The sequence below is a fragment of the Weissella confusa genome (assembly GCA_041871065.1).
Taxonomy (GTDB): Bacteria; Bacillota; Bacilli; order Lactobacillales; family Lactobacillaceae; genus Weissella; species Weissella confusa_A.
This window is the reverse complement of sequence record CP168942.1, coordinates 716,381-735,890: the sequence shown is the minus strand read 5'-3', so window position 1 is coordinate 735,890 and position 19,510 is coordinate 716,381. Positions and strand designations below refer to the sequence as shown.

The 19,510-nt window shown below is 46.7% G+C and carries 19 protein-coding genes and 1 pseudogene; 2 read left to right on the top strand and 18 right to left on the bottom strand.

Annotated features, from left to right (window positions below; translation table 11 throughout):
* Positions 1–7 precede the first annotated feature (7 nt).
* Positions 8–1,366, bottom strand: a complete 1,359-nt coding sequence (locus tag ACAW68_03305; protein XGA16596.1) for an SLC45 family MFS transporter — start codon at positions 1,364–1,366, stop codon at positions 8–10.
* A 215-nt stretch (positions 1,367–1,581) separates the two neighbouring features.
* Between ACAW68_03305 and ACAW68_03300 the strand changes: the two genes are divergently transcribed.
* Positions 1,582–2,511 (top strand): LacI family DNA-binding transcriptional regulator, encoded by a 930-nt coding sequence (locus ACAW68_03300; GenBank protein XGA16595.1) that lies wholly within the window; start codon positions 1,582–1,584, stop codon positions 2,509–2,511.
* Between the two features lie 46 nt (positions 2,512–2,557).
* Here the strand turns inward: ACAW68_03300 and ACAW68_03295 are convergent, their stop codons facing one another.
* The 7 genes from ACAW68_03295 to ACAW68_03265 all read right to left on the bottom strand — a co-directional run bounded on the left by ACAW68_03295 (position 2,558) and on the right by ACAW68_03265 (position 8,670).
* A complete protein-coding gene (locus tag ACAW68_03295) occupies positions 2,558–3,754 on the bottom strand; it encodes an ABC transporter permease (GenBank protein ID XGA16594.1) in 1,197 nt (398 codons plus the stop codon).
* Positions 3,754–4,428, bottom strand: a complete 675-nt coding sequence (locus ACAW68_03290; protein ID XGA16593.1) for an ABC transporter ATP-binding protein — start codon at positions 4,426–4,428, stop codon at positions 3,754–3,756. Before ACAW68_03290 ends, ACAW68_03295 begins: the two co-directional genes overlap by 1 nt.
* Positions 4,415–5,440: an efflux RND transporter periplasmic adaptor subunit gene (locus ACAW68_03285; GenBank protein XGA16592.1), complete on the bottom strand. Its 1,026-nt coding sequence runs from the start codon at positions 5,438–5,440 to the stop codon at positions 4,415–4,417. The genes ACAW68_03290 and ACAW68_03285 overlap by 14 nt, the downstream gene beginning before the upstream one ends.
* 116 nt (positions 5,441–5,556) lie before the next feature.
* On the bottom strand, positions 5,557–6,285 hold the full coding sequence (locus ACAW68_03280; GenBank protein ID XGA16591.1) for a hypothetical protein: 729 nt from the start codon (positions 6,283–6,285) through the stop codon (positions 5,557–5,559).
* Positions 6,282–6,992 carry an ATP-binding cassette domain-containing protein gene (locus tag ACAW68_03275; protein XGA16590.1) on the bottom strand — a complete coding sequence of 237 codons (711 nt, stop codon included), beginning with the start codon at positions 6,990–6,992 and terminating at the stop codon, positions 6,282–6,284. Before ACAW68_03275 ends, ACAW68_03280 begins: the two co-directional genes overlap by 4 nt.
* A 6-nt stretch (positions 6,993–6,998) precedes the next feature.
* Positions 6,999–7,364: a GntR family transcriptional regulator gene (locus ACAW68_03270; GenBank protein ID XGA16589.1), complete on the bottom strand. Its 366-nt coding sequence runs from the start codon at positions 7,362–7,364 to the stop codon at positions 6,999–7,001.
* A 121-nt stretch (positions 7,365–7,485) separates the two neighbouring features.
* Positions 7,486–8,670: an aminotransferase class I/II-fold pyridoxal phosphate-dependent enzyme gene (locus tag ACAW68_03265; protein ID XGA16588.1), complete on the bottom strand. Its 1,185-nt coding sequence runs from the start codon at positions 8,668–8,670 to the stop codon at positions 7,486–7,488.
* Between the two features lie 125 nt (positions 8,671–8,795).
* On the opposite strand from ACAW68_03265, the gene ACAW68_03260 reads away from it, so the two are divergent.
* Positions 8,796–9,524, top strand: a complete 729-nt coding sequence (locus ACAW68_03260; GenBank protein ID XGA16587.1) for a M15 family metallopeptidase — start codon at positions 8,796–8,798, stop codon at positions 9,522–9,524.
* 42 nt (positions 9,525–9,566) lie between these two features.
* Here ACAW68_03260 and ACAW68_03255 read toward each other — a convergent pair.
* From ACAW68_03255 to dapD, 10 genes and pseudogenes are all read right to left on the bottom strand, one after another.
* A pseudogene (locus ACAW68_03255) lies at positions 9,567–10,484 on the bottom strand (proline iminopeptidase-family hydrolase).
* 11 nt (positions 10,485–10,495) lie between these two features.
* A complete protein-coding gene (locus tag ACAW68_03250; GenBank protein XGA16586.1) occupies positions 10,496–12,118 on the bottom strand; it encodes a peptide ABC transporter substrate-binding protein in 1,623 nt (540 codons plus the stop codon).
* 985 nt (positions 12,119–13,103) lie between these two features.
* Entirely contained in the window at positions 13,104–13,229 is a 126-nt protein-coding gene (locus ACAW68_03245; protein ID XGA16585.1) for a hypothetical protein, read from the bottom strand.
* Between the two features lie 14 nt (positions 13,230–13,243).
* Positions 13,244–13,480, bottom strand: a complete 237-nt coding sequence (locus ACAW68_03240; protein ID XGA16584.1) for a hypothetical protein — start codon at positions 13,478–13,480, stop codon at positions 13,244–13,246.
* A 73-nt stretch (positions 13,481–13,553) separates the two neighbouring features.
* A complete protein-coding gene (locus ACAW68_03235; GenBank protein XGA16583.1) occupies positions 13,554–14,648 on the bottom strand; it encodes an aspartate-semialdehyde dehydrogenase in 1,095 nt (364 codons plus the stop codon).
* A gap of 108 nt (positions 14,649–14,756) precedes the next feature.
* Positions 14,757–15,938 (bottom strand): aminotransferase class I/II-fold pyridoxal phosphate-dependent enzyme, encoded by a 1,182-nt coding sequence (locus ACAW68_03230; GenBank protein ID XGA16582.1) that lies wholly within the window; start codon positions 15,936–15,938, stop codon positions 14,757–14,759.
* Between the two features lie 63 nt (positions 15,939–16,001).
* Entirely contained in the window at positions 16,002–16,742 is a 741-nt protein-coding gene (gene dapB, locus ACAW68_03225; protein XGA16581.1) for a 4-hydroxy-tetrahydrodipicolinate reductase, read from the bottom strand.
* Positions 16,743–16,744: 2 nt separating this feature from the next.
* Positions 16,745–17,623, bottom strand: a complete 879-nt coding sequence (gene dapA, locus ACAW68_03220) for a 4-hydroxy-tetrahydrodipicolinate synthase (protein XGA16580.1) — start codon at positions 17,621–17,623, stop codon at positions 16,745–16,747.
* Positions 17,624–17,633: 10 nt separating this feature from the next.
* Positions 17,634–18,779: an N-acetyldiaminopimelate deacetylase gene (locus ACAW68_03215; protein XGA16579.1), complete on the bottom strand. Its 1,146-nt coding sequence runs from the start codon at positions 18,777–18,779 to the stop codon at positions 17,634–17,636.
* 17 nt (positions 18,780–18,796) lie between these two features.
* Positions 18,797–19,510 (bottom strand): 2,3,4,5-tetrahydropyridine-2,6-dicarboxylate N-acetyltransferase, encoded by a 714-nt coding sequence (dapD, locus tag ACAW68_03210; protein XGA16578.1) that lies wholly within the window; start codon positions 19,508–19,510, stop codon positions 18,797–18,799.

Sequence of the window (19,510 nt, the reverse complement as noted above, 5' to 3'; positions counted from 1 at the left end):
CCAATAATTAACGCACGCTGTCACCGTGTTCGACAGATGTTTCCTTCACGGTCCAAACACTAATACCACCCAAAACAAACAAGACTGCTGATACCAAAATCATGTGTGGCATGTGGTTACCCAATAGTGGGTAAAGTGCGAATGATGCTACTGAGGCAACAATTTGTGGGAAGCAAATCCATGAGTTGAACAAGCCCATGTAAGTTCCGTCGTGTTGTCCGTCCAAAGCGTTCGTCAAAATTGTGAACGGAATGGCGTTCATCGTTACCCAAGCCATACCCAACATCACAAACGCAACTGCTGACATCGTCTTTGATCCAGTCGTGGCCAACAAAGCAAATCCAGCAGCCCCAACAATCAAACCAAATGTGTAAGCTGGCCTACGCGTCTTGTTGTTCAAACGTGAAATAATCAATCCCCAAACAATGGCCGTAACAGTTTCGATGGCTGACAAGACACCAAACCAGTTACCAGCAGCTTGGAAGGCTCCTGAAGCAGCGTTTGTCGTGTGCCAGATGTTACTTGCAACCGTACCCGTTCCATACGTCCATAGGTATTGGAAACCAGCCCAGCTAAAGAACTCAACCAATCCAAGTGTCCAGAAGACCTTTGGTGCGTGCTTTAGGATTTCGAAGACGTTTTGCTTCTCGCCCTTTTGTTCATCAAGACCGTGATAGTTTGCGTACGTTTCAGGGTCGTACTCATCAACCTTCCATACTGTGAAAGCGGCTGAAATAGCCAAAATAATTGCTCCAACATAGAATGACCACTTAACTGATGCTGGCAATTGTCCTTGAGCGGCAACGTTGGCAACACCAATTGCAGTAAAGAAGTATGGGAACAAGTTAGCGATAACACCACCAATGTTTCCCCAGATGGTTTGCCATGACCAAGCCATATCCTTTTGGCTATCGTTGACCATGTCTGAAATCATCATCTTAAATGGTTGCATTGACATGTTTGATGACAAGTCCATGAATAGAATGGCAATGGCACCGAACCACAAAGCAGTTGATGTCTTAAAACCAAATGAACCTGCGTTTGGCAACAACGCCATGACGACGATGGCAACCAAAGCTCCCAAAATCAAATATGGCAAACGACGACCAATCTTAGGCAACCAAGTACGGTCTGAGAAGTAACCAACCAATGGTTGGACAACCATTCCAGCCAATGGTGGCAAAATAAAGAAGAACCCTAGCTTCGTAGGATCAGCACCAAGCGTTTGGAAGATACGTCCCATGTTGGCACTTTGCAATGAGAACGCCATGGAAGTACCCAAATTTCCAAACGTCATCAACATCAATGTCGCGATTGTTAGCGTTGGTAGATGCTTCTTACCAACCTTGTTTTGCGATTCTGTCATGATTCAACCTCGTAATTTCAAAATAACCTATCTGTGAATTGCAAATGAAAGCGCTTTATTTACAAATTCCACTATAGTTCTCTTGATTACAAAATGAAAGCGTTTTCAGAATGTTACCGGTAACATAAAATTACATTCATGCGGTATTGGAAAATATGCTACACTTAATATAAGTTGGGCGTGTTAGCGCTTTCATTAATTAGGAGGTTTAAATCATGGTCTCACTTAACGATGTTGCGAAGACAGCTCATGTGTCTAAAATGACTGTTTCTCGTGTCTTAAACCATCCCGAACTAGTCTCACTAGAAATTCAGGAAGATGTGCAACAGGCAATTCTCGAGCTTGGTTATGTACAGAACCGAGCTGGTCGTGCCTTGGCGAACAAGCGACATTACAATATTGCCTTCGTTCTCCTTGATGATATTGCAGAAATTGAGCCGTATTATGCGCATTTATTGATACATTTAACTGATGCATTACGACATCACGGCTATACATTGGAGGTACGCCACGACCGTGAGTTTGATTTGACGAATGTGGACGCTTTCTTAGTCAGTGGTGCACGTCAATCAGATATCGAGGCACTGCACCTCCCTGTTCCCGTCGTCATTTACGGCATGGAACCCGGTCTGATTTCAGTGGACAGCGACAATGCAGTCGGCACCGCAATGGCAACTGAGTATCTCATCACCCACGGCTTTGAACACGTCATGTATCTTGGCCTCGCCATCAACGAGCCGTTTGCGTTGAATCGTGAAACAGGGTATCGACAAACGATGTTGAAATACGGGTTACCAATTGAGGCTTACGAGTTACCAAACAACGAGTGTGCTGCGACTGAGTTGGTGACATTAATCAACCCCACCCCTGGCACTGGGATTGTCACAGCGACCGATCGTTTGGCGCTCGGTGCAATTAGGGCTAGTCAAGCGCTCGGCCTGTCATTTCCAAACGAGATTGGGATTATTGGCTTTGATGGGATTTACATTCACAAGTTGTCATCACCGACCCTAACCACCATTCAGCAACCATTAGGCGTAATAGCGAATACGATGGTTAAGCTGCTGATGGCTCAACTGAACGGCGAAACCGTTTCATCCGAACTCATTACACCTACTTTAGTGATTGGTAATTCAACGCCATAGAAAAAAGCTTCCAAGGGCAGTAACGCTCTTGGAAGCTTTTCATTTTCTATCTCAAAATTTCAATCAAATTCTTGCGTGATGCTTGGCGTGCTGGCAACCAACCAAAGATAATTCCAATGGCAGTTGTGACACCGAAGACCATCAAGACGTTGTTCATCGTGACGACAGCTGTAATATTTGGATTGTCCATCACAACCGTGATCAACTTTCCCAAACCAGCTCCCAGTGCCAAACCGATGACACCACCTGACAAGGTCAACATGACCGCTTCAATCAAGAACTGTAGCAAAACGTGGCGTTCCGTGGCACCAACGGCCAAACGAATACCAATTTCTTGCGTACGCTCTGAAACAGAAATGTACATCATGTTCATGACACCGATACCGGCGATAAACAATGAAATACCAGCCACGGCTGACACAAACAAGGCAATCACAGACACATACTTTTGCAATGATGCCATGGTTGCGCCTTCATCTTCGAATTGGTACTTACCAGAAGATGCTTGGCTACCATTCTTTTGCAAGTAGTCCGTAACCTTTTGCGCCACCTTACCTGGCTTATCCTTTGTTGCAATCGTCAATTGTACCATCGGATAAGAAGCTGTTTGTGTGCCCAGGAACGTGTTGTATGGCAACCAAACTTGCGCTGGCATTTCCATTTGTGAATCTGCACCCATCTTCACAACACCAACAACCGTGTAACTCAAACCACCCAATTCGATAGCTTGATCAACAGCTGCGTGTGCTGAACCAAAATACTTTTTCGCAAAATCATTTGCAATCGTAACATTGCGTTGGGCCAATGCGTTATCATCCTTGGTTAGCTTACGACCAGTAACCAATTCAACATCACCACTACCCTTTACGACTTTGGCATTCAAGTTCGATACCTTTTGCTCACCAGCATAACCATCAAGGGTCGTTGAACCACTCTCAAGGCGCTTCAACTTGATGTTCGCAATCTTGTCAGCGTAAGGGCTGTTCTTGATTGTGTTGACGTCAGATTGATCCAACCCATTTGCATAGTAATCATCTTGTGTGTAGTAAATGGTTTCCTTGATCATCCCCGACTTATCAGCTGAGACGAACTTGGCCATTTGCTTGTTCACACCATTACCAATCGACAAAATCGTGATAACAGATGCAATACCAATGATAATACCCAACATCGTCAAAATTGAACGGCGCTTGTTAGAGATAAGTGACTGCCATGACGACTTAATAATTCCCCAAAGGTCCATCAGTTTCCTCCTACAATTTGCCCGTCAGCCAAACGAATCGTTCGTTGGGCTTGTGCGGCAACATGCGCATCGTGCGTCACCATCAAGATAGTGGTCCCTTCACGATTCAATGCAATAAACAAATCCAAAATTTCTTGCGCGGTGTGACTGTCCAACGCACCGGTTGGCTCATCAGCTAGCAAGAACTTAGGCTTGGCAACAAGTGCACGGGCAATGGCCACACGCTGCTGTTGACCACCAGATAATTCGGAAGGCTTCTTGTTTCCCTTATCGCCAATACCTAGGCGATCAAGCGTTTCTTGCACAGCTTCCTTGATGTCTACACGACGACGACCCGCATATACCAATGGTAGCGCAACGTTGTCGAACACTGACATTTGTTGAATCAACTTAAAGTTTTGGAAAACCCAACCAATGTTGCGGTTACGGAAAGCTGCGAAGTCGCGACGGTTCAACGCCGTTGTATCATCATCCGCAAAGACATACTCACCTTCAAATTCACGGTCAAGCATCCCCACGATGTTGATAAATGTTGACTTACCAGAACCCGATGGTCCCATCACTGCCACGAACTCACCATCTGAAATTTCAAGTGAGATGTCGCGCAAGACGTGCAACTTTGATTCACCGTTTTGGTAGGTCTTATTGATGTTCGATAACTTAATTAGAGCCATCAATTGCCTCCCCGTTCTTAGCTGAATCGTAATCCGTTACCACGTGATCACGTTCAGATAGGTTGGCTGTCACAATGACGTTGTTATCACCAGCGTGGCCGTCAACAACCGTCTTCACCGCGCGACCATTTACCACACGGTAGACCATCTTTTGGCCATCAACCGTCTTTACCGCAGTCTTTGGTACCACGATGCCGTGTTGTGAAAGAGATACCGTCACTGGTTGACCGTAACGGAACGTATCATCCAAAGTAACCGTAAATTCATACTTCGCCAGCTTACGGTTGCTGTCCTTAGTTGGCACAGCGCTCACCGTCAAGACACGTTGTGACGTCTTCTTTGTGTGATCTGAAACGCCGTTAACCGTCACTTCAGCATCTGGCTTGACCTTATCGTAGTCACCATCACTAACCGTCGTCACAACTTCCTTCTTTTGTGAGTAAACTTGTAGCTTTGGTGCGTCTGGATCTGTTTGATCAAGCACAACCACACCATCAAACTTCGCCGTGGCCGTCGTTGCAACCTTGGCTTGGATGTTGGCAACCTTTGTTTGTGCAGCTGCCAAATCGTTTTGCGCGTCTGACAACGCCATCTTGGCTTGAGAAACGGCTTCTTGGCCGGCTGCCGCATCATCTGGGTTCACGGCCTTTTGGGCGTTGTTAAGTGCTTCTTGTTGAATACCCACAGCTGCTTGTAGCTTCGTTACCTCGGCTTGCGCCTCACTAACATCAGCCTTACCATCAGCGGCCTCCATCGTCATCAAGGCATCCCCAACCTTGACTGTTTGGCCATCCTTGACCAAAATTTGACCTGGCTTCATGCTACCCAATGACACTTCTTGAATTTGCATTGGCTGAACAACCCCTGATTCCTTCAAAGCAGGTTGTTCTTGCACCTTAGTTGTGGCGATTGCGTGCTTCTCATCTGACTTACTAAATTGACTCACAATCACACCACCAACAACTAGTACCCCCACAGTACCGCCAATAATAATCTTTGTTCGCTTCTTCATTTTTCTCTCCTAAACAATAAACCCAATCGTACTACTACTATATCCTACCTGACGTTATTTATCTTTGATAAGTAACCGGGTGTTTCTTAACCTTTTTCTTGTCACCTGTCTGGTTTTTAGTACGCATCATTGTAACGCGTATACAATTTAAAAATCCCGTAAATAAATCCAAGTGCTAATCCGGCATCAACAACTCTTGCTGCCCAATCGTCAAGACCAATCCAGTCTACCAAATAAGTCTCACCTAGTGAAATCGCAATGAATACAATCAAAAAGGCGACAAAGAAAACCGGACCCTTAGCGTGCTTGAAACGTGGCATGAAATGGGCAACACCTAAATTAACCGCCAACCCAATGAAATTGACAAACAAGAAGACAAGCACGATTGCGCTTGTCGACTCCGCGACATTGGCAAAGTCCCAAGTAAAGTGCAACGCGTTATCTGCGTCGTTAGCATTCAAACCCTTTTCGATGGCCAGAATTACAAAGCGGTAAATTCCAGTCACAACCGCGACATTAATTAAAATAACCAACAAACGGACGACCAAATTGCTGATCACAAATTGCCATTTTGTTGCGGGTAGCAAGACCAACTTTGCATTTTGCCATGACTGCACTGATTTTACATAAGCCATTATCACATAAAATACTTGCCCAAAGATAACTGGTAGGCCAATCGCTAATGATAATGAAGTGTACAGCTGAGAGCCACCCACTTGCCAGCTATCCTTCAAAGCAATTGCCAGCGCCACAACCATTACAGCACCAACGGCGAATAGAAATGTGCGAAACCCTTCATAACTATCTTTCGCAATCAATTTAACGAGCTTGCTTGTCTTCATCATGATTCAATCCCCTTTCGATTCTCCGTAACGACTTGTACAAAATATTGCTCCAAGCTCATTTGTTCAGTCGTACGAATCTCGTCGATACCACGATCAACGATAATTTGCCCATCCTGAATGACAAGGGTGCGATCAATGACTGATTCAATTTCGTTAATCTCATGCGTCGACATCAACACAATTGATGATTCTGGTAACCAGCGTAGCAAGCTTTGCAAGACACGGCGACGCGTCATCACATCTACACCACTAAACGGTTCATCTAATAGGATGACTTTTGCTTCACGTGACACCGTCAAGGCAAAAATGACGCGTTCAAGTTGTCCCTTTGATAGCTTACTAATCTTAGCTTGACTATCAATCTTAAGTTCCTTACGTAACGCATCCCAACGCGCATTATCAAAATCCGCATAAGCATCTTGATAAAAAGTGGCGACCGATACCACTGTTTCACGCTTCATTGCCCAATTGAGATTTGGAATAAATGAAACCAGTGACTTCAGCACGTCACCAGATTGATTGTCAATCTTAATAACAGCCCCACGTTCTGGGTGAATCAATCCTGCTAAGGCACGCATAAACGTCGTCTTACCAGCACCATTTTCACCCAATACACCAACAATCTCCCCGGCCTCAACCGTCAACGTCATCTCTTTTAAGATTTGACGCAAACCGGTTCGATAACTCAAATTCTTGACTTCTAACATCCCCATTTACCCCTTCTTGTACTGTGCCACCACTTGCGCCAAAATATCCTGCAATTCAGCAATCGATACAAAGGCCAAACTGTTTTTAACGAATGTTTCCGTCATAGCGGTAATTTTATTACGACGAATACGCTGAATTTTTTCTTGATCCGTCGTCACAAAGTTACCCAAGCCACGTCGTGTTTCAACCAAGCCGGATTCAACAAGTCGTGTAATTGCATTTTGAACCGTGCGACCATTAATCACCAAATCAGCCGCCAACTCACGAACGCTGGGCACCTTGCTCCCCAATTCATACTTACCATCCAAAATTTCGCTTTCTAAATAGTCCGCGACCTGGATATATAAGGGTTCATTATCATCAAACTCCATTATGCGCCCTCCTGTTATAGTGTAGTATAACAGTGCAACACCCATAACACAACATCACGCGCTAACAAAAACACAGCCAAGACCATTCACTGTCCTAGCTGTGTTTGTTTTTTTGATTCAATTATTGACCGCGACGCTCAGCAAAGTACGCCTTCATGCGCTTCATTGCTTCAGCCAAGTCTTCATCTGATGCAGCGTATGAGATACGCACGAATTCAGGTGTGTATTCTGAGAATGCATCCCCAGGAATAATGGCTACCTTAGCCTTTTCTGCCAAATCAACGGCGAAGTCAAAGCCACTCTTACCCATGTCTTCAGGAATCTTCGCGAAGATATAGAAGGCTCCTTCTGGGTTAACCATTTCAAAGCCAAGTTCCTCAAGTTGTGGACGCAACCAGTCACGACGTCGCTTGTAAATATCACGCATTTCGTCAGCCACTTCCGCAGCCGTTGTTACAGCAACCAAAGCACCATCTTGCAAAACCTTTGGCAATGAGAACGTCAACGCACCGTGCACCTTTTGGGCGTAGTCGATGAAGCTCTTCTCACCAAGGATAAAGCCGATACGGTATCCCGTCATGGCGTGTGACTTTGACAACCCTGTAATCAAAATCGTTTGATCAGGAATCAACTTTGCCAAAGAAACGTGTTGTTGATCATACGTCAATTGTGAGTAGATTTCGTCTGAAATGACCCATAGGCGGTGCTTCTTGAACACTTCCGCCAAGGCAATCAATTCATCTTCTGAATACGTCACACCCGTTGGATTTGATGGGTAGTTAAACAAGATGGCCTTCACTGGCACCTTGGCATTCGCCATCGCCTCATCAACTTGTTCAGGCGTCAACTTGAACTTCGTTGGACGTGTGTTGATTGAAATCTTTGTACCGTGGGCCAAGTCCAATGACGCAAAGTATGGTGGGTATGCCGGTTCGGGCACGATTACACCTTCGTTGTCGTTCAACAACGTCAAGAACACAACGTTGATTGCTTCAGACACACCAATCGTCACAATCATGTTGTCTTCGCCATCATAGTTCAAATCGTACTTCTTGTTGAAGTATTCAACTGCTGCATTACGCAACTCACGCTCACCTTGTGACTCAGCATAGTGTGAATTGTCTTCACGAACTGATTCGATAATGCGCTCCTTGATTGCGTCATCAACGTTAAAGCCAGGCTCTCCGAACGTCAAACGAACCAAGTCTGGAATATCACGTACGGCCTTTTGAAAATCCAACAACCCATCTGGCGCCAAATTAGTTACAATTGGGTTAAGGGGTTGGATGAAATCTTTTTTAATCATATTAATTATTCTCACATTCTTCCCAAGTAGTAATTATTATAACAATAATCACTTACTTTTCTAGCTGTGTTTTGTGAAGAAAATATGAATGTCAAACAAAATGACTCACAGAGGGGGCTGTGCTGATGCTTGAATTTACTGGAAATCCAATTGAACCGCAACGTGATACCTGGGACTGGGGCGAAATCCGCGCCATACCGCTTAATTTATCAGATGAAAAACTGGTTTCAGTGAGCTATCTACCTGAAAAAATGGTAGTTAGCCCACAATACTTTATCCAGCAACTACCAGGTGCGAAGGCTGATATCTTCGTGCGCGAAACGATTCAACAAAAATTGAACGATGCCGCGGACATGCTGCCATATGGCTATAAGTTGGTTATCTTTGACGCTTGGCGTGATATCGATACGCAACAAGCCCTATTCGATCGCATGCAAAGTTTTGTGCAACGTGACCATCCCGAGTTCAATGCCGACCAAACACTGGCTGCGACATTGCGAATTGTGGCCTTGCCATCATCAAATGCAAACCGTCCTTCGCCGCACAACACGGGTGGTTCAGTGGATGTTTCGATTGTTGATGAACGTGGCCGTCTGTTAGAAATGGGTAGTCCATTTGATGACATTAGTGCCCGCGCCAAAACAACTTATTATGAATTTGAACCGGAATCTGAAGCAGTCATCAAGATCCGTGAAAACCGTCGTCTGCTCTACCATGTCATGACGAATGCTGGTTTCACCAACTATCTCGAAGAATGGTGGCACTACGATTACGGTAATCAAAATTGGGCCTTCATGAGTGGCCACGACACTGCGTTTTACGGTGCCACAAAACCTGAATTCCCTTGGCTATAGCAAAAACGACCTCACATTTTTAGTGTGAGGTCGCTTTTTTTATTATTCTGGAACAAATTCGTCTGCTTCAACGTCTTGAATAAAATGGGTCAAGTTATAAAAGAAAATCTCAGGGTCATCCACCATGTGGACGTGTCCGGCGTTTGGCGTCACACGCAAACGAGCATTCGGCATTTTGTCCCGCATCTCACGAGCCACGTCTAATGGCATTGACTCATGCCCACCGAAAGTCAACAATGTCGGCGTCTCAATCTCGTGCAAGCGATCGGCGACTGACCAGTGTGCCAACTTACCGGTAATCACAAATTCATTGTCACCCTGGAAATGGTTGTACACCGCTGTCCCCATCGTACTGATCTGGTGATGTGGGGCATTCGGGTGACGTGTGATGTATTCACGGTCCAAGTGCGTCGCGTACTTCTGATACGTTGGGTTATCCCATTCGCCACGTTCTTCCACTTCACGCATGAAGGCGACGACATCGGCATCAAATTCTTTTTCGCGGATTGCATTGATGTTCGTGACATAATCGTCGATGTTATCAATCATTGAGATAATGATAAGTCCCTTCAAAACGCCCGGATGACGGAGCGCATATTCTTGGGCAAGCAAGCCACCCCACGAGTGCCCAGCAAGATAAAATTCACCATCTTCATAACCTAACTTTTGGCGAACTTCTTCCACTTCGTTTAGGTAGTAGTCGTAATTCAAGAACTTCTCAACGTTGGTCGGATCATCAAAATCAGGTTAATCTGAATACCATGCCCCAAGTTGATCATATTGCGTCACTTCAACCCCAATTGGATTCAAGAACTCTGGGAAACTTTCATACGGCTCGTGGCCAGCGCCCGGACCACCATGCAACGTCAATAACTTGATTGGCTTGCCCGTTCCGTCAGTGCGTGACCACAAATGGTAGCCATTATCCAAACTCAAAATATGGGTTCCGTCTTTTGTCATACTGTTTTCTCCTAGTTCTTAACTGCGTTCTTCCAATCAAATGTGCCACCAACTGGGTTTACGAAGACACCCTTAACCTTTGGATTCATCAAAGCGGTCATCTTTGAGTATGTCAATGGCGCTACAGCACCTTGCTTTTGCGCATACTCTTCAGCGGCTGCCAAGTCCTTAAAGCGTGCCTTCTCGTCGTTAGCATCTGTCGTCGTTGCCTTTTGGTAAAGCGCATCGTACTCCTTGTCAGACCAACCTGTTAGGTTCCATGAAGCCCCCGTTACCAACGTTTGCAACATATCAACCGGATCAGTGTAATCTGCGTTCCACGTTGCCAATGACAAGTCAAACTTGCCAGACTTTTGCAGTGAACTCGTTTGCTTGGCTGGCACTGACTTCACTGACACCGTCAAGCCCTTCAAGTTCGTTTCCAATTGTGATTGCAAGTATTGGCCAGTTTGCTTAGCTGCATCAGTGTCGTTGGTTAACAACGTCAACTTCACTTGCTTTTGACCGACTTGCTTCAACCCTTGTTGCCACAACTTGGCAGCTTGTGCCTTATCATAGCTGACGTACTTCGTGTGAGCACCAACTGTGAAGTCCTTGCCCGTGTTTGGATCCTTTGCCAATCCCTTGGCGGTAAAGGTCTTAGCTGGTTCAGCCGCACCAGTCAACACATTCTTCGCTAGCTTCTCACGGTTAACCGCAAATGATAGTGCCTGACGAACCTTCACGTTTTGCAACGCCTTATTCTTTTGGTTCATTGTCATGTAGGTCGTTGCAGCGGTATCAACTACCGTGTAACCAGCCTTGTTCTTTGAGTTGCGGGCTTGCGTGGCATTCAACAACGCAAAGTCTGTCTTGCCTGAGTTGTATAGGTTGAAACTCGTCGTTGCATCGGCCGTTGTCGTCACGTTGACGGCTGGCGTCTTAACATTGGCTGCGTCCCAGTAATTTGGGTTCTTTTCATACGTATATGATGAACTTGAACCATCCCACTTCTTCAAGACGTATGGACCACTTGAAAGAGAATCAACAGCGGTCGTACCAAACTTTTGACCCGTTTGCTCAACGAAACTTTGCTTTTCAGGGAAGAAGTACATCATCCCCAACTCAGCCTTAAATTGTGGCAATGGACGTTCCAACGTCACTTGTAGTGTTGTATCATCGAGCGCCTTAGCACCCAATTCATTCAAATCTGTGACCTTACCAGCTTGGATGGCATCAGCATTCTTCACCCCACTGAAGAACATCGCTCCGATAGCCGCCGTCTTAGGATCATTCGTACGTTGCCAACTGTAGACGAAATCTTGGGCTGTTAACTTTGAACCGTCTGACCACTTCAAGTTGTCACGCAACTTAAACGTCCACGTCAAACCATCTTGTGACACGTCGGCTGACTGAGCAGCGGCCAATTCCGGTTGTCCACTCTTTCCAACACGGTACAACCCTTCACCGGTTGCCATAACCGCGTCTTGTGATGGGATGTCCGCAACGTTTGAAGGGTCGGTCGTCTTTAGATCACCGGTAAGCGTCCAATTGATGGCCTTACCTTCACTTGCTGAAACAACCGGCACCCCAGTTCCTGCGACCATACCCAATGTAACTGACAACAAAACTGAATTCTTAACAAACTTATTCATAACCATATCTCCTAATATTCCTGTATGACCTACGAGTAAAAGTTTGAGCTCAAAAAATTTATATAAAAAAACGGCTAGTATTCTGCGCAAAATACTAGCCGTTACTCGTTTACAAAGTAATTAAATTTGGCTAGCCATGATAATCTTCCTTGGGAAGCAGTCATGGCTAGCGTTAGCATCTCAAAAAGCCAACCATCACTGCGAAATAATAATAATAATCGCAATGATAATTGGGGCAACCAACGTCATAACATTCAACTTTTCTACTGACACGTTCTTCATGACGTTGTCCTCCTCTTTTCTTGATGTTCTTAAGTATACGAGGTTAATTATAAAAGTCAACACTTTTCTCTAATTTAATTTTAATCAAACGTTTTAGGGTTGGTTTGTATCGAGTTGGTGGTTAGTGTCCGTCCTAACGGTCGGAGTGCTTGGCCCCTTCTAGGGCACGCTAACACGTACAGACCATGACCTGCAGGGAGCGGAGTCCACGCCGTTGGCGCGTACGCCTTTACCTCCCGTGGCTCTAAGCGGGAAACCCGCTAAGAACCCACACCTGCGGGTCAAGTTCTGCACGCGTCTATACGCGTGGCGGGGCCAAGCACAGCATCCAAGCAATACTCTGATTGTTTTTATTTTCATCTACCGTAAGACAACAATGTGAACTGTTCACCCATTTGTTTTCAGGTAGATGAAAAACTCAAACTGACTGGATTATCTCGATTGCTGGCATGGAAGTTTGGCACTATCGGAGCGTTCAAATGAGGGCAACATGCCGCATGGCCGGCGCTATTCAGATAAGCCACACAGGACTTAAAGGATTAGGGAGAATTATTTGTCCCGCTGAATGGCGTCCGCGCCATTCGGTTGCCCTCATTTGAACTTTGCCGGAGATAGTGCCGAACTTCCATGCCTCGACGCAACGCGTCGACACTAACCACCAAACAAAAAACACCCAGAAAAATCTGAGTGCTTCATGCGTTGATTATGCAACTGTTGCGCTGATTTCGTTGATCCACTCAGTCATAACTGGGTAGTCATTGCCTTCACCTTCTGCGATACGGGCTGGCAATACTGAACCTAGATAGTGCTTGGCCAACAATTGTGACAACACCAAACCACCAATTACATCAAGGATGTAGTGTCGTTCAATGTGCGGAACGTCAAAACGTTGTCCGTGTTGCGTGCAATGTGAAAACGATCAATGGCAAAATTGATTGTCTTGGCAACGTCCCCAATTCCACTAACCGTTGAGCTAGCGGTATCGAAGGCGTTTAGTTCAGCTTGCAACACATCTTGCCAGTTGGCCAATGGCACTTGGCGTGGTTGCTCGCGTTGAATATCTGCTAGTGATAATGACATGTTCAGTTCCACCTAAATTTAATAATTACTATTCATTATAGACCAGACGCTAACATTTCGTCATTAATATCCCTTATGCGAACTTTTCAGCAGAACCTTCGGGCACGCGCACCAAGTCCAAGGCAACCAAGCGTTCGGCGATTTGTACCGCGTTCCAAGCGGCTCCCTTCAACAAGTTGTCTGACACAACCCACATGTGGTAGCTACCATCGTTTTCAAGGTCTGGACGCACGCGACCAACAAAGGTATCGCGCTTACCTTCCGCGTTGATTGGTTGTGGGTAAATTTGGTTGGCTGGATCATCTTCCAACACCACCCCTGGTGCTTCGGACAAGGCTTGTTGAATCTTTGGTGTTGAAGCGCCGTCTGCGTCAGCAACTTCAAAGTAGACCGTTTCACCGTGACCAACTGGGACTGGCACACGTACTGCCGTTGCTGTCACCTTGATGTCTTTAGCGTTCTTGTTGCCCAACATAATCTTCTTCGTTTCGTGAATCATCTTGTACTCTTCGTGCGTGTATCCTTCATCTTCAAACACGTCGATTTGTGGCAACAAGTTGAACGCCAATGGATAGTGCTTCTTGTCACCCTTTACTGGCAAGATTTCAGCCGTTTCTGGTTCACCATTCAAGTGTTGTTGCGCTTGATCGAGTAACTCTTGCCAAGCTGATTGACCAGCACCGGAAGCAGCTTGATACGTTGACACGATAACTTGCTTCAAACCGAATTGTTGGCGAATTGGCTCAAGGGCCACGACCATTTGAATCGTTGAGCAATTTGGGTTGGCGATAATGCCGTTGTGCTCGTACAATGCTTGTTCATTTACTTCAGGAACAACCAACGGCACATTGTCGTTCATGCGCCAGAATGACGTATTGTCGACGGCAACCGCCCCGCGCTTTACTGCTTCTGGCAACAAACGAGCTGATACGGAACCACCAGCTGATGCCAATACCAAGTCCACCCCTTCAAATGACTCCGGTTGCGCTTCTTCAATCGTGATTGTTTCACCACGGAACTCGCGTGTTTGACCGGCTGAACGGGCTGATGCCAATAGCTTTAGTGACGCCACTGGAATTGATGACTGGGCCAATTGTTCAATTAAACGCGACCCCACTGCGCCGGTAGCTCCCAAGATAGCAACTGTATATGATCGTTCTTCACTCATGTGTTTACTCCTCAAATTTTAATAAAACCCCGAATTTTGGGTACATTAAAAGCACAAGCCGAAAATGACCGGTTGTGCTTTCAAAAATTAAATTGTTCTCATTTTATGTTAGCCCTTCAAAGCAACATATTGCTTCAAACGGTTAACGGCTTCTGTTAGGTCTTCAGTTGAGGCTGCGTATGACAAACGCACGTAGCCCTCACCACCAGCACCAAAGATTGAACCTGGTGCGATACCTAGCTTCACCGTTTCTGCCAAATCAATGACAAATTCCATGTCGTTCGTGTTCAACGTCGCTGGAATTTTGGCAAAGATATAGAAGGCACCACCTGGTTGTGCGGCCGTAAAGCCAGCTTCCGCCAAGCCAGCCATGACCAAGTCACGACGTTGCTTATACGTATCACGCATATCAATGGCGTCTTGACGACCATTGCGCAATGCCTCTTCAGCAGCTGCCATCATTGGACCAGGTGCCGTCGTAACCAAGAATTGGTGCATCTTGCCGACGTGAGCCATCAACGTAGCTGGACCAGCCACATACCCAATACGGTATCCTGTCATCGCGTGAGACTTTGACAAGCCACTAATCAAAATCGTTTGATCTGGTAGCAATGATGCCATTGAAACGTGCTCACCATCGTAAACCAACTCAGCGTAAATCTCGTCTGAGAAGACCGACATGTTGTGAGCCTTTAGAATTGCGGCGATTGCCTCAATTTGCTCCGCTGAGTACGTCACGCCAGTTGGGTTTGATGGGTAGTTAAACAAGATAGCCGTGGCATCTGGGTTTTCAGCCAACGTTGCTTCCAACTTTTCTGGCGTCAACACAAAATCAGGTGCCGTGTTAATGCCCACAACATCAAGACCGATAATGTCAGCAATCGCTTCATACATTGGGAATGTTGGCGTTGGGATAATAATCTTCTCTCCCGCGTTCAACAAGCCATTCATCGTTGCAAACAATGCTTCTGAAGCACCAACCGTCACGACAACTTCGCCATTTGGGTTGTAGCGCGGTGCATCAAAGCGCTCCACCAAGTAATCAGAAATTGCTTCACGCAAGCTCAAGTGACCGTGTGGTGCGGCGTAGTGTGAATCATCAGCATCAATAGCGGCCTTTGTAGCCGCCTTAATGTGATCAGGCACCGCAAAATCAGGCTCACCTAGCGTCAACTTGATGATGCCATCAATGGCTGAAAACTTTTGATCAATCACACGGATTGGTGATGGCAAAATCTTGGCAAGCTCCTTGTTATAACGGTTTGCAAGGGCTGGATTTACTTCTGGCATTTCAGTCTCCTTTGGCTCTCAGGCCATTCTTTTTTCTTAAGCCTCGCTGGACTTGGGCAAAAATTACAATAGGTGTTCTAGACCGACTACCAGCCCATCAATTTGATGAACCTGACGAATAGCTAACGCAACGCCCCCCATAAATGATGTGCGTGTAAATGACGTTTGCTTCAAACGTAGTGTTTCACCAGGTGCCCCGAAGATGACTTCTTCTTCGGCAACGTAGCCTGGCAAACGAACGGCGTGCACGGGCACATTATCAATGACTTCACCACGGGCCGCATCATGTTGACGTTGTGCCACTGGTTCAGCTTCACGGGCAGCCGCAATTTTTGCAGCCGTCGCTTTTGCCGTGCCAGATGGTGCATCCAACTTATGCGGATTGTGAATCTCGATAATTTCGGCATCCGGCATATACTTGGCTGCCTGCTCAGCAAATTGCATCAGCAAAACAGCTGACAATGAGAAGTTTGGCACAATAATCGCATGACGATTATACTTCTGTGCCAGGTGTCCCAATTGCGTCACGTCTTCAGCGGACAACCCGCTGGTACCAACAACCAAATCATAACCATGTGACAACGCATAAGTCGCATTATCAAAGGCTGATTCAGGTTGCGTCACATCCACCCAAACATCGGCTGGCGTGTCGATCTCGTCCAGTTCAGTATACACGGAAATGGGACTTTCATGAAGCGTTGCTGAGAGAATTCCCACTAATTCTAAATCTGGTTGTTCAGCAATGAGCGACTGAATTTCGAGCCCCATTTTACCGAAGCCACCGGCTAATAAAACTGTTGTCATGTTTAATCGTCCTTTTCATTAAGTGTCGCTTGCACATCCGCCAATTCAGCGTCCGTTAATGGCAAAATTGGCAATCGCGTTGTGTTTTCGATTTCGCCGCGTTGTGCCAAAACCGCTTTAACTGGCGCTGGGGATGGGTAACGGAAGAACGCGTTCATGCGCGGCGTTAACCAACGTTGCAACCGCCCTGCCGTTTCGATATTACCGGCTGCAACCGCCGCAAACAAGTCCGCCATTTCGCGACTATAGACGTGAGCAGCCACTGAAATCGTTCCCGTTGCGCCGACCGCCTTGGCCGCCAACGTTTGGGCATCCTCCCCAGTGTAGACCGCGAAATCAGCTGGTGTGTGCCCAACCAAGAATGCCAAATCATCAATCGTGGTGACTTGCTTAACCGCGTTAATCATTGGATGTTGGGCCAACGTTACGACAGAGTCATTCGTTAGTCCCACCGCTGAACGCCCCGGAATGTTATACAGCATTACCGGTACGCTTGATGCGTCAGCAATCGCCGTAAAGTGGGCAATCATCCCCGCCTGACTCGGCTTATTGTAATAAGGCGTTACCGCCAACAAGCCATCGACACCAGGAATGGCACTCACTTCCTTGGCCAACGCCACTGAATGTGCCGTGTTATTGTCACCAACATTAGCAACAACTACGCCACGGTCACCGATGTGAGCTGCGAAATGCGTATACAACGCCATTTTTTCGTCATGCATTAGTGTTGGTGATTCACCAGTCGTGCCCCCAATGACAAATCCTTGGGTTCCCTCATGCAACAACCGATCTGCTAGTCGGTCTAATGCCACATAATCAATTTGGTCATTCGCCGTAAATGGCGTAATAATTGCGGTAATTAATTCAATATTTTCGTACATCACTCTTCCCCTATTGCGCCATGCGCCATGTTAAGTAACCCGTTATCGCATCCACGCCCGGCTGAATTGCCGCTTCATTTGGTGATAACCCTGCTTCATGTAAACTATGCGATGCATCATCGACACCAAGCCAGAACATCGTCCCTGGAATTTGGTGTAACAAATAACCAAAATCTTCCCCGGTCATAGCTGGGGCGATGTCCGTGTAATCAACGTCAGGTGCGTTGGTCATATAATCAATGAATAATTGCGTTGTGGTTGGATCGTTTTCAACCGGTAGATAGCCACCTTGGATTAAGGATAAATCCGCGGTCACACCATATGTCGTTTCGATGCCGGCAACGATGTCGCGCACGCGTTGTTGCATCATTTCAATGTCTGTTTGGCGGAAAGCTCTAATTGTGCCATCCAAGTGCGCCGTTTCAGCAATCACGTTACCAATCGTCCCGGCGTGGAACGTCCCCAACGTCACAACGCCACCGCGAACCGGATCAACATTGCGTGACACAATCGTCTGAATCGTCGAGACAAACGCTGCCCCTGCCACAATCGCGTCGGTCGCTTGATGCGGAAATGCGGCGTGCCCGCCACGACCAGTAAACGTGACGTGAATTTCCGTCGTCCCGGCAAACAACGTGCCCATGTGACTCGCAATTTGACCAGCTGGTAAACCAGGATGATCATGCAAACCGTAGAATTCATCAGGGCGCCAGTCTCCCGTAAAGGCGCCCGTTTCATAGACTCGTCGTCCACCATAATCTGACTCTTCAGCCGGTTGGAAGAAGAAAATTAAATTATCCTTCGGTTGATGCGTGGCAAAGTATGCCAGCACACCAAGCCCGACCGTCATATGCATGTCGTGTCCGCAGGCATGCATCACACCTTCATTTGTCGAAGCGAACGGCAATCCGGTCGCTTCGGTGATTGGCAAGGCGTCGATATCGGCGCGATACCCAATGGTGCGTGTCGGATTAGTACCATCTAAGCGCACCAACAAAGCCGTTGGCACCTCAGGTATCTCACGAATCGTCATGAAATCCGTTCTGAATGTTTCGATAACGTTTTTCAAATACGCATGCGTTTGCGTTTCGTGTAAGGCTAGTTCGGGGATTTTATGCAAATCACGTCGAATTTTGATTAAATCTAGTGTCGCCATATGCTTCCCCTGTTTCATTAATCCAAATTACGCAACGCATCAACGAGCGCTGTCTTCGCACTCGTTTGGGCGTCAATTTCCTTGATGACGCGCGCTGGCACCCCAGCTACCACTGTGTTCGCAGGGACGTCCTTCGTGACAATCGCACCAGCCGCAACCACCGCGTTGTCACCTACTTGAACGCCTTCAATCACGACCGCATTCGCACCAATCAACACATTGTCGCCAATGCGAACCGGTTGTGCTGAAGCTGGTTCAACCACCCCAGCCAGTACGGCACCTGCACCGACGTGACTGTGTGCCCCAACAATGGCACGGCCGCCGAGTACAGCACCCATATCGATCATCGTTCCAGGTCCAATTTCAGCACCGATGTTAATAATGGCCCCCATCATAATGACGGCGTTCGCGCCAATTTCGACTTGGTCACGAATGATAGCACCAGGTTCAATACGGGCTGGCACACCATCGTAATTAAGCAACGGTACACCAGAGTTGCGCGCCAACAATTCCACGTGTTGGTTCGTGATTTGGTTGGCATGCGCCGCCAATACCGGCGCAATTTCGTTATAGTCACCAATAACGGTTCCCGTACGCGTTTCGATAAATGCTTGGACCGTTTCTGGCCAAACGATTTCGGCCAAGTCACCCGCTAACGTCACGCGCGCTGGTGTTTGCTTGGGTGCGTTTGCAATGAAATTAATGATTGATTGTGCGTCTAATTCTGCCAT

What these genes read in the sequence shown, in the direction of transcription:
- ACAW68_03240 (XGA16584.1), bottom strand. Translation starts at nt 13,480, where the DNA reads ATGTCATTATCACTAGCAGATATTCAACGCGAGCAACCACGCCAAGTG.
- ACAW68_03230 (XGA16582.1), bottom strand. Translation starts at nt 15,938, where the DNA reads ATGCCAGAAGTAAATCCAGCCCTTGCAAACCGTTATAACAAGGAGCTT.
- ACAW68_03270 (XGA16589.1), bottom strand. Translation starts at nt 7,364, where the DNA reads ATGGAGTTTGATGATAATGAACCCTTATATATCCAGGTCGCGGACTAT.
- dapA (XGA16580.1), bottom strand. Translation starts at nt 17,623, where the DNA reads ATGTACGAAAATATTGAATTAATTACCGCAATTATTACGCCATTTACG.
- ACAW68_03295 (XGA16594.1), bottom strand. Translation starts at nt 3,754, where the DNA reads ATGGACCTTTGGGGAATTATTAAGTCGTCATGGCAGTCACTTATCTCT.
- dapD (XGA16578.1), bottom strand. Translation starts at nt 19,510, where the DNA reads ATGGCAGAATTAGACGCACAATCAATCATTAATTTCATTGCAAACGCA.
- ACAW68_03285 (XGA16592.1), bottom strand. Translation starts at nt 5,440, where the DNA reads ATGAAGAAGCGAACAAAGATTATTATTGGCGGTACTGTGGGGGTACTA.
- ACAW68_03260 (XGA16587.1), top strand. Translation starts at nt 8,796, where the DNA reads ATGCTTGAATTTACTGGAAATCCAATTGAACCGCAACGTGATACCTGG.
- ACAW68_03305 (XGA16596.1), bottom strand. Translation starts at nt 1,366, where the DNA reads ATGACAGAATCGCAAAACAAGGTTGGTAAGAAGCATCTACCAACGCTA.
- ACAW68_03215 (XGA16579.1), bottom strand. Translation starts at nt 18,779, where the DNA reads ATGGCGACACTAGATTTAATCAAAATTCGACGTGATTTGCATAAAATC.
- ACAW68_03250 (XGA16586.1), bottom strand. Translation starts at nt 12,118, where the DNA reads ATGAATAAGTTTGTTAAGAATTCAGTTTTGTTGTCAGTTACATTGGGT.
- ACAW68_03265 (XGA16588.1), bottom strand. Translation starts at nt 8,670, where the DNA reads ATGATTAAAAAAGATTTCATCCAACCCCTTAACCCAATTGTAACTAAT.
- ACAW68_03300 (XGA16595.1), top strand. Translation starts at nt 1,582, where the DNA reads ATGGTCTCACTTAACGATGTTGCGAAGACAGCTCATGTGTCTAAAATG.
- ACAW68_03235 (XGA16583.1), bottom strand. Translation starts at nt 14,648, where the DNA reads ATGAGTGAAGAACGATCATATACAGTTGCTATCTTGGGAGCTACCGGC.
- dapB (XGA16581.1), bottom strand. Translation starts at nt 16,742, where the DNA reads ATGACAACAGTTTTATTAGCCGGTGGCTTCGGTAAAATGGGGCTCGAA.
- ACAW68_03280 (XGA16591.1), bottom strand. Translation starts at nt 6,285, where the DNA reads ATGATGAAGACAAGCAAGCTCGTTAAATTGATTGCGAAAGATAGTTAT.
- ACAW68_03275 (XGA16590.1), bottom strand. Translation starts at nt 6,992, where the DNA reads ATGTTAGAAGTCAAGAATTTGAGTTATCGAACCGGTTTGCGTCAAATC.
- ACAW68_03290 (XGA16593.1), bottom strand. Translation starts at nt 4,428, where the DNA reads ATGGCTCTAATTAAGTTATCGAACATCAATAAGACCTACCAAAACGGT.